12 protein-coding genes are annotated in these 13692 nt (G+C 66.1%); 6 read left to right on the top strand and 6 right to left on the bottom strand.

Features of this window, described 5'->3' with window-relative positions; all coding sequences use genetic code 11:
• Positions 1-117: 117 nt before the first annotated feature.
• From ACW9UL_RS14140 to ligA, 4 genes are all read left to right on the top strand, one after another.
• The gene (locus ACW9UL_RS14140; protein WP_021442184.1) at positions 118-777 is read left to right on the top strand and encodes a GntR family transcriptional regulator; all 660 of its coding nucleotides are present in this window, start codon (positions 118-120) and stop codon (positions 775-777) included.
• 6 nt (positions 778-783) lie between these two features.
• A complete protein-coding gene (smc, locus tag ACW9UL_RS14135) occupies positions 784-4272 on the top strand; it encodes a chromosome segregation protein SMC (RefSeq protein ID WP_457787392.1) in 3489 nt (1162 codons plus the stop codon).
• 203 nt (positions 4273-4475) lie between these two features.
• Positions 4476-5303, top strand: a complete 828-nt coding sequence (gene zipA / locus ACW9UL_RS14130) for a cell division protein ZipA (RefSeq protein ID WP_457787391.1) — start codon at positions 4476-4478, stop codon at positions 5301-5303.
• A 58-nt stretch (positions 5304-5361) separates the two neighbouring features.
• Positions 5362-7803 (top strand): NAD-dependent DNA ligase LigA, encoded by a 2442-nt coding sequence (gene ligA / locus ACW9UL_RS14125; RefSeq protein ID WP_457787390.1) that lies wholly within the window; start codon positions 5362-5364, stop codon positions 7801-7803.
• Positions 7804-7987: 184 nt separating this feature from the next.
• Here ligA and ACW9UL_RS14120 read toward each other — a convergent pair whose 3' ends face one another.
• The 5 genes from ACW9UL_RS14120 to ACW9UL_RS14100 all read right to left on the bottom strand — a co-directional run bounded on the left by ACW9UL_RS14120 (position 7988) and on the right by ACW9UL_RS14100 (position 10818).
• On the bottom strand, positions 7988-8356 hold the full coding sequence (locus ACW9UL_RS14120) for a glutathione S-transferase N-terminal domain-containing protein (RefSeq protein ID WP_457787389.1): 369 nt from the start codon (positions 8354-8356) through the stop codon (positions 7988-7990).
• Between the two features lie 69 nt (positions 8357-8425).
• The gene (gene folE / locus ACW9UL_RS14115; RefSeq protein ID WP_021445284.1) at positions 8426-8971 is read right to left on the bottom strand and encodes a GTP cyclohydrolase I FolE; all 546 of its coding nucleotides are present in this window, start codon (positions 8969-8971) and stop codon (positions 8426-8428) included.
• Positions 8972-9063: 92 nt separating this feature from the next.
• A complete protein-coding gene (locus ACW9UL_RS14110) occupies positions 9064-9621 on the bottom strand; it encodes a Smr/MutS family protein (protein WP_457787388.1) in 558 nt (185 codons plus the stop codon).
• Between the two features lie 198 nt (positions 9622-9819).
• The gene (locus ACW9UL_RS14105) at positions 9820-10140 is read right to left on the bottom strand and encodes a hypothetical protein (RefSeq protein WP_397496791.1); all 321 of its coding nucleotides are present in this window, start codon (positions 10138-10140) and stop codon (positions 9820-9822) included.
• Between the two features lie 81 nt (positions 10141-10221).
• Positions 10222-10818 (bottom strand): cysteine hydrolase family protein, encoded by a 597-nt coding sequence (locus tag ACW9UL_RS14100; protein ID WP_122107092.1) that lies wholly within the window; start codon positions 10816-10818, stop codon positions 10222-10224.
• Between the two features lie 155 nt (positions 10819-10973).
• On the opposite strand from ACW9UL_RS14100, the gene ACW9UL_RS14095 reads away from it, so the two are divergent.
• Positions 10974-11108 (top strand): hypothetical protein, encoded by a 135-nt coding sequence (locus tag ACW9UL_RS14095; RefSeq protein WP_021444180.1) that lies wholly within the window; start codon positions 10974-10976, stop codon positions 11106-11108.
• A 101-nt stretch (positions 11109-11209) separates the two neighbouring features.
• Here the strand turns inward: ACW9UL_RS14095 and nhaD are convergent, their stop codons facing one another.
• Entirely contained in the window at positions 11210-12442 is a 1233-nt protein-coding gene (gene nhaD, locus ACW9UL_RS14090) for a sodium:proton antiporter NhaD (RefSeq protein WP_457790963.1), read from the bottom strand.
• A gap of 232 nt (positions 12443-12674) precedes the next feature.
• Between nhaD and prmB the strand changes: the two genes are divergently transcribed.
• Positions 12675-13595 (top strand): 50S ribosomal protein L3 N(5)-glutamine methyltransferase, encoded by a 921-nt coding sequence (prmB, locus tag ACW9UL_RS14085; RefSeq protein WP_021444178.1) that lies wholly within the window; start codon positions 12675-12677, stop codon positions 13593-13595.
• Positions 13596-13692: the final 97 nt, after the last annotated feature.

Genomic DNA, 13692 nt, shown 5'->3' with positions numbered 1-13692 from the left:
CTTGGCCCGGTAACACCCTGTGTTACACTCGCCGCTCGATTTTCCGCCGCCGCCCAGCAATGGCGGGGCTCTCAGACTCGACCGCCTGCCCCTGGATCGACGCAAATAAGGAATGTCATGACGTTCAAGGCCCCGGACAGCCTCGCCGAGCAAATTGCCCATTACCTGGCCGAACGCATCATTCGCGGCGAGCTCAAGGAGCGCGAGCGCATCCAGGAGCAGAAGGTCACCCAGGCGCTCAACGTCAGCCGCGGATCGGTGCGCGAGGCGCTGCTGATTCTCGAGCGTCGCCACCTGATCGTGATCCTGCCGCGTCGCGGCGCCCAGGTCACCGAACTGACCCCGCACAAGGTGCAGAGCCTCTACGGCCTGGTGATCGAGCTGTATATCCTGCTGGCCCGCGCGGTGATCGAGCGCTGGCAGGCGGAAAGCGATCTGGCGCCCTTCGTCGACATTCAGCAGCGCCTGCTGGACAGCCTGCAGCGCGGCGATATCGGCGCCTTCGTCGAGAACAGCTTCGACGTGATGCGCGCCGCCTTTCCCTTCGCCGACAACCCCTACCTGCAGGAAACCCTGGAGAACCTGCTGCCGGCCATCAGCCGCACCTATCACCTGGCGCTGGAGCGGCGCAAAGGCGAGATGGGTCAGTTCATGAATACCTTCGCCAGCCTGCTGCAGGCGATCATCGCCCGCGACCACGGCCGCGCCCGCGAGGTGCTGCTGGCTTACGGTCAGCACAACTGCCAGCTGGTGCTGGCGACCCTGGCCGAGCGCTAAGCCCCGATGCGCCTGAAAAGCATCAAGCTGGCCGGCTTCAAGTCCTTCGTCGACCCGACGACCGTCAGTTTTCCCAGCAACATGGCGGCGGTGGTCGGGCCCAACGGCTGCGGCAAGTCCAACATCATCGACGCCGTACGCTGGGTGATGGGCGAGAGTTCGGCGAAGAACCTTCGCGGCGAGTCGATGACCGACGTCATCTTCAACGGCTCCAACACGCGCAAGCCGGTGACCCAGGCCTCCATCGAGCTGATCTTCGACAACAGCGACAATTCGCTGGTGGGTGAGTACGCCGCCTTCGCCGAGATCTCCATCCGCCGCCGGGTGACCCGCGACGGGCAGAACACCTATTTCCTCAACGGCACCAAGTGCCGCCGCCGCGACATCACCGACATCTTCCTGGGAACGGGGTTAGGGCCGCGCAGCTACTCGATCATCGAGCAGGGCATGATCAGCAAGCTGATCGAGGCCAAGCCCGAGGAGCTGCGCAACTTCATCGAGGAAGCCGCCGGCATCTCCAAGTACAAGGAGCGCCGCCGCGAGACCGAGAACCGCATCCGCCGCACCCAGGAAAACCTGGCGCGCCTGACCGACCTGCGCGAAGAGCTGGAACGCCAGCTCGAACGCCTGCACCGTCAGGCCCAGGCGGCGGAGAAGTACCAGGAATACAAGGCCGAGGAACGCCAGCTCAAGGCCCAGCTGCTGGCCCTGCGCTGGCAGACCCTGAACCAGCAGGTCGGCAGCCGCGAACAGGTGATCGGCGACCAGGAAGTGGCTTTCGAGGCGCTGGTGGCCGAGCAGCGCAGCGCCGATGCCGCTATCGAGCGCCTGCGCGACGGCCACCACGAACTGAGCGAGCGCTTCAACCTGGTGCAGGGGCGCTTCTACTCGGTGGGTGGCGATATCGCCCGCGTCGAGCAGAGTATCCAGCACGGCCAGCAGCGTCTGCGCCAGTTGCAGGACGATTTGCGCGAGGCGGAAAAGGCGCGCCTGGAAACCGAATCCCACCTCGGCCATGACCGCACGCTGCTGGCCACCCTGGGCGAAGAGCTGGAAATGCTGTTGCCCGAGCAGGAGCTGACCGCCGCCGCCGCCGAGGAGTCCGCCGCCGGCCTGGAGGAGGCCGAGGCCGCCATGCACGGCTGGCAGGAGCAGTGGGACGGCTTCAACCAGCGCAGCGCCGAGCCGCGCCGGCAGGCCGAGGTGCAGCAGTCGCGCATCGCTCAGCTGGAGCAGAGCCTGGAACGTCTGGCCGAACGCCAGCGCCGCCTGGGCGAAGAATTGCAGCAACTGGCGGCCGACCCCGAAGACGCCGCGATCCTGGAACTGAACGAACAGCTGGCGGCTGGCGAATTGGAGCAGGAGTCGCTGCAGGCAGCCGAAGAGCAGCAGGCCGAGCGCCTGCAGCAGCTGCGCGAGGAGCTGCAGCAGGCCGGCCAGGCTCAGCAGCAGGCCCAGGGCGAGTTACAACGGCTGAACGGTCGCCTGGCTTCGCTGGAGGCGCTGCAACAGGCCGCGCTCGATCCGGGGCAGGGCGCCGGCGACTGGCTGCGCGAGCAGGGCTTGCAGCAGCGTCCGCGCCTGGCCGAAGGCCTGCGCGTGGAAGCCGGCTGGGAGCTGGCGGTGGAAACTGTGCTCGGCGCCGACCTGCAGGCGGTGCTGCTGGATGATTTTGCCGGGCTGGATTTCAGCGCGCTTCAGCAGGGCGAACTGCGCCTGGCCAGCCCGGCTGCGGGCGGTGCGCGCCACGCCGGCAGCCTGCTGGACAAAATCGAATCCAAGCATGACCTGTCGCCCTGGCTGGCCGCTGTGCGCCCGGTGGAGTCGCTGGAGCAGGCCCTGGCGGCTCGCGCCCAGCTGGCCGAGGGCGAGAGCCTGATCAGCCGCGACGGCTACTGGGTCGGCCGACATTTCCTGCGTGTGCGCCGCGCCGCCGAGGCCGACAGCGGCGTGCTGGCCCGCGGCCAGGAGCTGGAACGCCTGCAGCTGGAGTGCGAGAAGCGTGAAGCGGCCCTGGCGCAACTGGACGAGCGCCTGCTGGCGCTACGCGACCAGCAACGCCGCCAGGAGGAGCTGCGCGAACAGCAGCGTCGCCAGTTGCAGGACAGCAGCCGCCAGCTGGGCGAGCTCAAGGCGCGGCTGTCCGCCAGCCAGGCCAAGGCCGAGCAGCTGGGCCTGCGCCGCCGCCGTCTGGACGGTGAGCTGCAGGAAGCCGCCGAGCAGCGCGAGATCGAGCAGGAACAACTGGGCGAAGCCCGTTTGCAATTGCAGGACGCGCTGGACGCCATGGCGCTGGATAACGAGCAGCGCGAAAGCCTGCTGGCCAGCCGCGACAGCCTGCGCGAACGCCTCGACCGGGTGCGCCAGGAGGCGCGCCAGCACAAGGATCACGCCCATCAGCTGGCGGTGCGGGTCGGCTCGCTCAGGGCGCAGCACGACTCCACCCGCCAGGCGCTGGAGCGCCTGCAACTGCAGGCCGAACGCCTGCATGAGCGGCGCGAGCAGCTGTCGCTGAATCTGGAAGAAGGCGAGGCGCCGCTGGAGGAGCTGCGCATCAAGCTCGAGGAACTGCTGGAACGACGCATGGCGGTGGACGAAGAGTTGCGCCAGGCGCGTCTGGCCCTGGAAGACGCCGACCGCGAACTGCGCGACGCCGAGAAGCGCCGCAGCCAGGCCGAGCAGCAGGCGCAACTGCTGCGTGGCCAGCTGGAGCAGCAGCGCATGGACTGGCAGTCGCTCAACGTGCGGCGCAAGGCCCTGGCCGATCAGCTCGCCGAGGACCACTACGACCTGCACGGGGTGATCGCCACCTTGCCGGCCGAGGCCAGCGAGAGCGCCTGGGAAGAAGAGCTGGAGCGCATGGCCGCGCGCATCGCCCGGCTCGGGCCGATCAACCTGGCAGCCATCGACGAGTATCAGCAGCAGTCCGAGCGCAAGCGCTACCTGGATGCGCAGGACGCCGACCTGGTCGAGGCGCTGGACACCTTGGAAAACGTCATCCGCAAGATCGACAAGGAAACGCGCAACCGTTTCAAGGACACCTTCGATCAGATCAATGGCGGTCTGCAGGCACTCTTTCCAAAAGTTTTCGGTGGCGGCAACGCTTATTTGGAACTCACCGGCGAAGATCTACTCGATACCGGTGTAACCATCATGGCGCGGCCCCCGGGCAAGAAGAACAGCACCATTCATTTGCTCTCCGGCGGAGAGAAGGCCTTGACCGCTTTGGCACTGGTGTTTTCCATCTTCCAGCTCAATCCGGCGCCGTTCTGCATGCTGGACGAAGTGGATGCGCCGCTGGACGACGCCAACGTCGGGCGCTATGCGCGCCTGGTCAAGGAGATGTCGGCGACGGTGCAGTTCATCTACATCACCCACAACAAGATCGCCATGGAAATGGCCGATCAGCTGATGGGCGTCACCATGCATGAGCCGGGCTGCTCGCGCCTGGTGGCGGTGGACGTCGAGGAGGCGCTGGCCATGGTGGAGGCATGATGTTGCCGGGCTGGCTGAACACAGGCAAAACTCCATGTGGGTGCCGGTGTAAAGTTGCCTTTCGTCGTGCTAGCTTATTGCCCACTTTTGTTACACGCGGAAAACGTCAGATAGAACATGGAGTTGGCGCCGCGTTTATAGTCGAGTCAGGGTCCGTTTGACTGGATCTTTCTTCACCAGAATTTTTAGGGGTTAGGTATTTCATGGAATTCGGTCTGCGCGAATGGCTGATCGTTATTGGTATCATCGTTATCGCTGGCATTCTGTTCGACGGCTGGCGGCGCATGCGTGGCGGCAAGGGGCGCTTGAAGTTCAAGCTCGACCGTAGTTTCGCCAACATGCCCGATGACGACGGCGACCCCGATCTGCTCAGCCCGCCGCGGGTGATCAAGCGCGACCTCGAACCGCAACTGGACGAGGACGACCTGCCATCGATGAGCGCCAAGGATCTGCCGCGTCGTCTTCGCAGCGAGCCGCAGCAGGGCGACCTCAACCTGGCGGTCGACGAGCCGGTGCCGACCCTGCTCAACCCGGTCGACGACGAAGTCGAAGCCAAGGATGCGAAGAAAACCGCCAAGCCGGCCGCCGAGGCTGCGCCGGTGGAGGAAGTGCTGGTGATCAACGTGGTCGCCCGCGACGACATCGGTTTCAAGGGCCCGGCACTGCTGCAGAACATCCTCGAAAGCGGCCTGCGTTTCGGCGAGATGGACATCTTCCACCGCCACGAGAGCATGGCCGGCAACGGCGAGGTGTTGTTCTCCATGGCCAACGCCCTCAAGCCCGGCACCTTCGACCTGGACGACATCGAAGGCTTCAGCACCCGCGCGGTGAGCTTCTTCCTCAGCCTGCCCGGCCCGCGTCATCCCAAGCAGGCCTTCGACGTGATGGTTGCCGCGGCGCGCAAGCTGGCCCACGAACTGGGCGGCGAGCTGAAGGATGACCAGCGCAGCGTGATGACCGCGCAGACCATCGAGCACTACCGCCAGCGCATCGTCGAGTTCGAGCGCCGGCAGCTGACCCACAAGCGCTGACAGCAACCGCATTGCAAAAGAGCAGCTCAGGCTGCTCTTTTCGTTTGAGAGACCGAAGATGACCGACGCCGCCCAACGGAATGCCGCCCAACGTATCGCCGAACTGCGCAACGAACTGGATGCGCATAACTACCGCTACTACGTGCTGGACCAGCCGAGTATTCCCGACGCCGAGTACGACCGCCTGTTTCGCGAACTGCAGGCGCTGGAGGCCGAGCATCCCGAACTGGTGACCCCCGAATCGCCGACCCAGCGCGTCGGCGGCGAGGCGCTCGACGCCTTCGGCGAGGTGCGCCACGAGATCCCCATGCTCAGCCTGGGCAACGCCTTCGAGGAGGATGACCTGCGTGCCTTCGACCGCAGCGTGCGCAGTGGCCTGGGGCTTGCCGGCGGCGACCTGTTCGGCGGCGGCGCCGAGGTGGAGTACAGTTGTGAACCCAAGCTCGACGGCCTGGCCGTCAGCCTGCGCTACGAACACGGCCAACTGGTGCGCGGCGCCACCCGTGGCGACGGCAGCACCGGCGAGGACATCAGCGCCAACGTGCGCACCATCCGCAACGTACCGCTGCGCCTGCAGGGCGAGGGCTGGCCGCAGGTGCTGGAGGTGCGCGGCGAGGTGTACATGCCCAGGGCCGGCTTCGACGAACTCAACGCACGCCAGGCCGCGGCCGGCGCCAAGACCTTCGCCAATCCGCGCAACGCCGCGGCCGGCAGCCTGCGTCAGCTTGACCCGAGGATCACCGCCAGCCGCCCGCTGGAGTTCTGCTGCTATGGCGTCGGCCAGGTCAGCGGCGAGCTGCCGGCCACCCAGATCGGCATGCTCGAGCAGCTCAAGGCCTGGGGCATCCCCATCAGCCGCGAGCTGAAGCTGGCCAAGGGCGTGGAAGCCTGCCTGGACTACTACCGCGATATCGGCCAGCGGCGCATGGAGCTGCCTTATGACATCGACGGTGTGGTGTTCAAGGTCAACCACATCGAGGACCAGCAGCAGCTGGGCTTTCGCGCGCGCACGCCGCACTGGGCCATCGCCCACAAGTTCCCGGCGCAGGAGGAGCTCACCGAGCTACTCGACGTCGAGTTCCAGGTCGGCCGCACCGGCGCGGTGACGCCGGTGGCGCGGCTCAAACCGGTCAAGGTGGCCGGCGTCACCGTGGCCAACGCCACCTTGCACAATATGGACGAGGTGGCGCGCCTGGGGCTGATGATCGGCGATACGGTGATCATCCGCCGCGCCGGCGACGTGATCCCCCAGGTCATGGCCGTGGTGCCCGAGCGGCGCCCGGCCGATGCCCGTCCGGTTCGGGTTCCCGAGCAGTGCCCGGTATGCGGTTCGGCGGTGGAGCGCACCCAGCTGGTCAAGCGCAGCAAGGGCAAGGAGAGCCTCAGCGAGGGCTCGGTGTACCGCTGCATCGGCCGCCTGAGCTGCCAGGCGCAGCTCAAGCAGGCGATCATCCACTTCGTCTCGCGCCGCGCCATGGATATCGAGGGCCTCGGCGAGAAGAGCGTCGAGCAACTGGTGGACGAGGGCCTGGTGAGTTCGCCGGCCGATCTCTACACCCTGAGTTTCGAGCAGATCGTCGGCCTCGAAGGCTTCGCCGAGCTGTCCAGCAACAACCTGCTGGCGGCCATCGCCGATAGCCGCAAGCCGACGCTGGCGCGTTTTATCTACGCCCTGGGCATTCCCGATGTTGGCGAGGAAACCGCCAAGCTGTTGGCCCGCGCCCTGGGCTCGCTGGCGCGCATCCAGCAGGCGCTGCCCGAGGTGCTGACCTGGCTGCCGGACGTGGGCCTGGAAGTGGCGCACGAGATCCACAGCTTCTTCGCCGACGCCCACAACCAGGCCGTGCTGGAGAAACTGGTCTATGACAACGACGCGCCGCTCGGCGTATTGCGCGAGGATGCCGGGCTGAGCGCGGAGTTCACCGCCTGCGCCAGCCTGGCCGAGCTGCTGGGCAAACTGAATATCGCCTCGGTCGCCGCGACCGGCGCCCAGAAGCTGGTCGATGAAGCGATCAGACGTCTGGCTGCCACCGGCGTGAGCAATGCGGAGAATGCCGTGCGCCTGGAGCATGTCATCGAACTCAGTCAGGACTGGCTGGACCTGTCGGTGCTCAAGGGGCTCAACGAAAAGGCCAAGCAGGCCGTGCGCGAATTCTTCGCCGACCCGGCCAAGGTCGCCAAGGCCCGCGCCATCGAGCAGCAGTTGCTGGATTTCGGCATGCACTGGAGCTGCGAGAAGAAGGTCGCCGAAGGTCTGCCCCTGGCCGGGCAGACCTGGGTGCTGACCGGCACCCTGGAACTGATGAGCCGCGATGTGGCCAAGGGCAAGCTGGAAGGTCTCGGCGCCAAGGTAGCCGGTTCGGTGTCGGCCAAGACCCATTGCGTGGTGGCCGGCCCGGGCGCCGGCTCGAAACTGGCCAAGGCCAGCGAGCTGGGCGTGAAGGTGCTGGACGAAGCGCAGTTTCTCGAACAGCTCAAGGCTTACGGCGTCGAGCCCTGATGTTGCAGGAGCCGGCTTGCCGGCGGTTCCCTACGCAGAAGCATCACCGGCAAGCCGGCTCCTGCGAAAAGCTTTGCCGTACTGGGCAATGCCCTTCGCTCGATAAATAAGTTTCCCTCTCCCCGAAGGGGCGAGGGGCTGACGGAGGGGGCATCAGTGCTTGAGTGCAGAGCCGTCTGAACGCTCAGCCGGCGAAGCGCTGCTCCAGATAGGCGATGATCGCCTTGGACTCGTACAGCCAGGTGCTCTGGCCGTTTTCCTCGATGCGCAGGCAGGGCACCTTGATGCGGCCGCCCTGCCGTTCCAGGGCCTGGCGATGCTCGGCGTCGTGCTTGGCATCGCGCAGTTGCACCGGCAGGTTCAGGCGGTGAAGGCTGCGCCGTACCTTGACGCAGAACGGGCAGGCGTGGAACTGGTACAGCGCCAGGTCGGCGCTGGCGCGTTCCACCTCGGCCTGCGCCGCGGCGCTGCGCTGGAGTTTACGCGGGCGGCTGATCCAGTCGACGAAAACGACGATCTGGCCGAGGCCAATGCGAAGGGCCTTGAGCAACATGGTTTCTACTCCTGAAATGCCGACGGCCGTTCAGCGTCGTGAACGGCCGTCGTGGTGGGGGGCTGCGCCTTAGCCGATCAGGCTGAGGAATTCGCTGCGGGTCGCCGGGTTTTCACGGAATTCGCCAAGCATCACCGAGGTGACCATGGACGAGTTCTGCTTCTCCACGCCGCGCATCATCATGCACATGTGCTGGGCCTCGATGACCACTGCCACGCCGAGGGCGCCGGTGACCTGTTCGATGGCCTCGGCGATCTGCCGGCTGAGGTTTTCCTGGATCTGCAGGCGGCGGGCGTACATGTCGACGATGCGCGCCACCTTGGACAGGCCGAGCACCTTGCCGTTAGGGATGTAGGCGACGTGGGCCTTGCCGATGAACGGCAGCAGGTGGTGCTCGCACAGCGAGTACAGCTCGATGTTCTTGACCAGCACCATCTCGCTGTTGTCGGAGCTGAACAGCGCGCCGTTGGTCACTTCCTCCAGTGTCTGCTGGTAGCCGCGGCAGAGGTACTGCATGGCCTTGGCCGCGCGCTTGGGGGTATCCAGCAGGCCTTCGCGAGAGGCGTCCTCGCCGAGCTGGCCGAGGATCGCGGTGTAGTGTTGTTCCAGGGACATGGAAAATCCTGTTGGGTATCGAAGGGCGCAGGGTAGGGCGCCGATGGGCGCCTGGCAAGAGCGCCGGGCGCCAGAATCATGGGCCGGGCAGGTTACTCGTCGCGGCCGTCCATCATGGTGCGCTTGAGGATGATGTACAACGCGCCGGTGCCGCCGTGCTTGGCCAGGCAGGAGGCGAAGCCGAGCACCTGCGGGTGCTGGCGCAGCCAGGTGTTGACGTGGCTCTTGATCATCGGCCGGCGGCCGTCCATGCGCACCGCCTTGCCATGGGTCACGCGCACGCAGCGCACCTCCAGCTTGGCGGCTTCGGCGAGGAACTCCCACAGCGTGTCGCGCGCCTTCTCCACGCTCATGCCGTGCAGGTCGAGGCTGCCGTCGAAGGGGATCTGGCCGAGCTTGAGCTTGCGCATCTGGCCTTCCTGCACGCCGTTGCCGGCCCAGTACAGCGCGTCTTCGGCGCCGACGTCGATGACGAACTGGTCGGACAGGCCGTCCACCTTGATCTCGCCCTGGCTGATGCTGGCGGCCTGGCGCAGGGTGCTGAACTGCTGGCGATCGGGCTTGGGTTTGCCGGTGTCGGCGCGGTCGTGCTTGAGCGGCTTGACGCCGCGCAGCTCGGCCTGGAACAGGGAAAAGTCGTCGTCTTGCATCGGTGGCTCCGCGAAACAGATGGGCATTTTATGGCCTGCCATCCCTGACGGCCACCCTTCGGGCCGTCGCTGCGCGACGTTAAAAATGGCTCCCGGCCATTTTTTATGGCCTGCCGTTGTTGGCGGCCACCCTGCGGGCCATCGCTGGGCGAGGTTAAAAAATAGCGCCAGGCTATTTTCTAGCCCGCTCGCGGTGTTTCAGTCGCGCTTTTTCAGCAGATGTGGCGACAGGGCGAGGTCGTGCGGCTGGCGCAGGCGCCGGCGGCAGCGGCGCCAGAAGGCGATGCCGGCCCACAGCAGCAGCAAGCCGAGCAGCAGCAGGACGCCGGCTTCGCCGGTGGAGTCGTTGAGCGTGCCCAGCACCGGGGCGCGCCCGGCCAGCGAGGCGATACCGGCCATCGCCAGGAGGATGCCGAAGGTGGCCAGCAGCGCGCCCAGCGCCGCACCGATGCGCAGGCGCCAGTGTTTCGGCTGGCGCGGGCGCAGGCGGCGGGCATCGAAATCGTCGGACAGCTTCATGCCGATTTCCTTTGGGGTGTCGGCGCTATGACCGGACATTAGCGCCGGGGTTCCGCCATGCTGGCGGCACTGTGACGGCGGTCAGATCAGCGCCTTGGCTTGCGGCACCAGGGTGGCGAAGTTGTCGGCCAGGGCGATCATCTCGATGCGGTGCACCTGCGCGGCGGCGATCACGCTGCCATCGGGGGCCGGCAGGTCGCGGGTGGCGCAGGCGGCGTCGACCAGGGTGCAGCGATAACCATAGTCCTTGGCGGCGCGCACCGTGGTGCTGACGCTGGAATGGGTCATGAAGCCGCAGACGATCAGGTCGAGATGGCCGAGGGCCTGCAGGCGGTCGTGCAGTTCGGTGCCGGCGAAGGCGTTGGGCAGGCGTTTCTCCACCACGATCTCGCCGGCCAGCGGGGCGGCCTCGGGCAGGTGGCGGCCGCGCGGGCCGCTGGGGTCGAGCAGGCCGCCGGGAATGCCGAGGTGCTTGACGTGGACGATGGCGCTGCCGGCGGCGCGGGCGGCGGCCAGCAGGCTGGCGATCTCGGCCAGGGCGGCGTCCAGGCCGGGCAGGGCGAGCACGCCGCTGCGGTATTCTTCCTGAGCATCGATGATCAGCAGGGTCGCATTGCCCAGACTGGCCGGAGCATGGCCACGACCGGTGAGCTGGAACATGGTTTGCGGATGGGACATCTCGGGCTCCTGGCTGATGGTGATGATGTGCCATTGTCCGCTTGCCAGAGCGCGCTGTGAACCTCTTGTGCGCCATTACTTGCTCGGCCGTGGAGCGCGGAGCAGAATCGGAACCGTCCCGAAGGACTCGGGGTCGCATGCAAAAGGAGTTGCCCATGTCGCTGTTTTCGCAATTGTCCCCGCATTTCTGGCTGCTGTTCTCCATCGCCGTGGCCATCGCCGTATTGCGCGAACTGCGCCGGCCGCCGGATGGGCCCGGCTGGTCGCGCAAGGAGCGCGAGCGCCCCTGATCAGCCGATGCCGGCGCGTTAAGCGTTGGCTATGTCCCCAAGCAGCCCTACAAACGAAAACGCCCCGCAATTTGCGGGGCGTTTGCTGTTGCGCGAGGGCCTCAGCCGCCGAGGCCGAACCACTGGAACTGCAGGTACCAGATGCCCAACGAGCCGAGGAAGTTGACCAGGATCGCCGGCAGGAACTTCAGGTGCACGCCGAAGCTGTAGCTCTTGTCCAGGCTCATGGCCATCACCCCGGCGGCCGAGCCGACCACCGTCAGCGAACCGCCGATGCCCACCATCAGCGCGTTCAGCGCCCACTGGTCGAGGCCCAGTTGCGGGTTGGACATCAGCGCCGCGGCTTCCACCGGCACGTTGTCCATTACCCCGGAGGCGACGCCCAGCACCACGTTGACCAGGGTCGGATCGAGGATCTCGAACAGGCGCGCGATGTAGGACAGCCAGCCGACGTGGTTGAGGCAGGCCACCGAGGTGATGATGCCGATGAAGAACAGCAGGGCGTTCCACTCCACCTTCTGCAGCTGCTCGTGCCAGCGCGTCTCGATGCCCATGCGGGTCAGCAGCCAGCTGTACAGGGCGACCAGGCCGAGGCCGATGCCGATGGCGAACTCGATGCCGACCTTGAGCACGATGTTGCACAGCACCGCGCCGATCACCGCAATGAAACCCACCAGCGCCAGACCGGCGCCGCCCGGCTTGAGCCGGCTCTCGTTGGCGTCGACCTTGCGGATCAGCTGCTGGCCTTGCAGCTTGTTCAGGTAGAACAGCTGCAGGGTGGCGGCGCACAGCATCCAGCCGATCAGCGCCGAGGGGATCAGCAGCAGCAGGCCGGCGATGCTGATCTTGCCGGCCAGCACCACCATCAGGCTGGTGGAGGTGCCGAGGAACCAGACCCCGGAGTTGGACGCCACCACGATGTTGCACAGCGCCACGTGGGTGTAGCGCTGGTGGCTGGAAATGCTGGTGATGGTCTTGCCGAAGATCATCGCCGTGGTGAAGTTGTTGAGAAAGGGCGACAGGGTTGCCGACAGCGCGCCGGTGGCCCAGAACATGCCGCGCGCACCCAGGCCCTTGCGCAGCAGGTAGCCGTTCAGTGCGGTGAACACGTTTCGCTCGTTGAGCAGCTCGACCACCATCCACATGAAGGCCATGAAGGCGATCAGGCCGAACAATTCCTCCTTGGTCTCGCTCTGTGCGTGGAGGAAATACTGGAAGCCGTTGGGGTCGGTGAGGGCGTAGTGGACGCCGATGACGATCAGGCCGGACATCATGAACATGGCCGGCTTGAACTTATCCATCTCCAGTTGTGCTTCAAAAACTATCAGCGTCATGCCAATAAGGAATATCGCCAGCACGAGCAAGCCCGTGAGCGAGAAGGGGTCGATGACCATTGGGGGTTCTCATTAGGAAGGGATAGGAAGGGTTAAGAAATCGTTGCAAATTATAACGATGTGACCCCTCGTCTGGCAGCAGTCGAACTACGACTTAACGGCATTTATTTATGGCCATGCGCCCCGTGCCTACCCTGGGCTAAACTGCGCCGTTTTCACCCGGAGATCGCCCGTGACCCTCCCCGCTACCCGTTTACGCACCCTGCGCGACTACATCCGCTGGGCCGTCAGCCGTTTCCAGGCCGAGCAACTGTTCTTCGGCCATGGCACCGACAATGCCTGGGACGAGGCGCGCCAACTGGTGCTCGGTGCCTTGCACCTGCCCTGGGAAATGTCCGATGCCTACCTCGACTGCCGCCTGGAGGACGACGAGCACGCCCATCTGCAGGCGCTGCTCAAGCGCCGCATCGAGGAGCGCGTGCCCACCGCCTACCTGCTCGGCGAGGCCTGGTTCTGCGGGCTGCCCTTCGTCGTCGACGAGCGCGTGCTGGTGCCGCGCTCGCCGATTGCCGAGCTGATCGAGGCGCACTTCGCCCCCTGGCTGCCGGCTGAGCCGGCGCGGGTGCTCGACCTGTGCACCGGCTCGGGCTGCATCGGCATCGCCTGCGCCTACGAGTTTCCCGAGGCCGAGGTGGTGCTGGCCGATCTGTCGTTCGAGGCGCTGGAGGTGGCCAACCAGAACATCGAGCGCCATGGTCTGGAAGAGCGCGTCTACTGCGTGCAGGGCGACGGCTTCGCCGGGCTGCCGGGGCAGCGCTTCGACCTGATCGTCTCCAATCCGCCCTACGTCGATGCCGAGGATTTCGCCGACATGCCGGCCGAGTATCAGCACGAACCGGCCATGGGCCTGGCCTGTGGCGACGATGGGCTGGACCTGGTGCGGCGCATGCTGGCCGAGGCCGCCGACCATCTCACCGAGCGCGGCCTGTTGATCGTCGAGGTGGGCAATAGCCAGGTGCATGTCGAGGCGCTGTACCCGGAGGTGGACTTCACCTGGCTGGAGTTCGCGCGCGGCGGCCACGGCGTGTTCCTGCTGGCGGCCCAGCAGTGCCGCGAGCATCAGGCGCTGTTCCGCTCGCGGGTCGAGGGCTGATTCGCACGGCTGACGACGGACAGGCGTAGGGTGGATGACGCTTTTTTCATCCACCACGATGACCTGATCGGTGGATGGGTGAAGCGCCATCCACCCT

Source organism: Pseudomonas sp. PL-6, assembly GCF_054110165.1.
This window is presented reverse-complemented; position numbering and strand designations above follow the sequence as displayed.

Bases quoted from the DNA above. Each gene is read 5' to 3' on its own strand.
- ACW9UL_RS14095 (WP_021444180.1), top strand. From the start codon at position 10,974: ATGTCGCTGTTTTCGCAATTGTCCCCGCATTTCTGGCTGCTGTTCTCC.
- ACW9UL_RS14100 (WP_122107092.1), bottom strand. From the start codon at position 10,818: ATGTCCCATCCGCAAACCATGTTCCAGCTCACCGGTCGTGGCCATGCT.
- ACW9UL_RS14120 (WP_457787389.1), bottom strand. From the start codon at position 8,356: ATGTTGCTCAAGGCCCTTCGCATTGGCCTCGGCCAGATCGTCGTTTTC.
- ACW9UL_RS14110 (WP_457787388.1), bottom strand. From the start codon at position 9,621: ATGCAAGACGACGACTTTTCCCTGTTCCAGGCCGAGCTGCGCGGCGTC.
- ACW9UL_RS14105 (WP_397496791.1), bottom strand. From the start codon at position 10,140: ATGAAGCTGTCCGACGATTTCGATGCCCGCCGCCTGCGCCCGCGCCAG.
- nhaD (WP_457790963.1), bottom strand. From the start codon at position 12,442: ATGACGCTGATAGTTTTTGAAGCACAACTGGAGATGGATAAGTTCAAG.
- ACW9UL_RS14140 (WP_021442184.1), top strand. From the start codon at position 118: ATGACGTTCAAGGCCCCGGACAGCCTCGCCGAGCAAATTGCCCATTAC.
- zipA (WP_457787391.1), top strand. From the start codon at position 4,476: ATGGAATTCGGTCTGCGCGAATGGCTGATCGTTATTGGTATCATCGTT.
- folE (WP_021445284.1), bottom strand. From the start codon at position 8,971: ATGTCCCTGGAACAACACTACACCGCGATCCTCGGCCAGCTCGGCGAG.
- ligA (WP_457787390.1), top strand. From the start codon at position 5,362: ATGACCGACGCCGCCCAACGGAATGCCGCCCAACGTATCGCCGAACTG.
- smc (WP_457787392.1), top strand. From the start codon at position 784: ATGCGCCTGAAAAGCATCAAGCTGGCCGGCTTCAAGTCCTTCGTCGAC.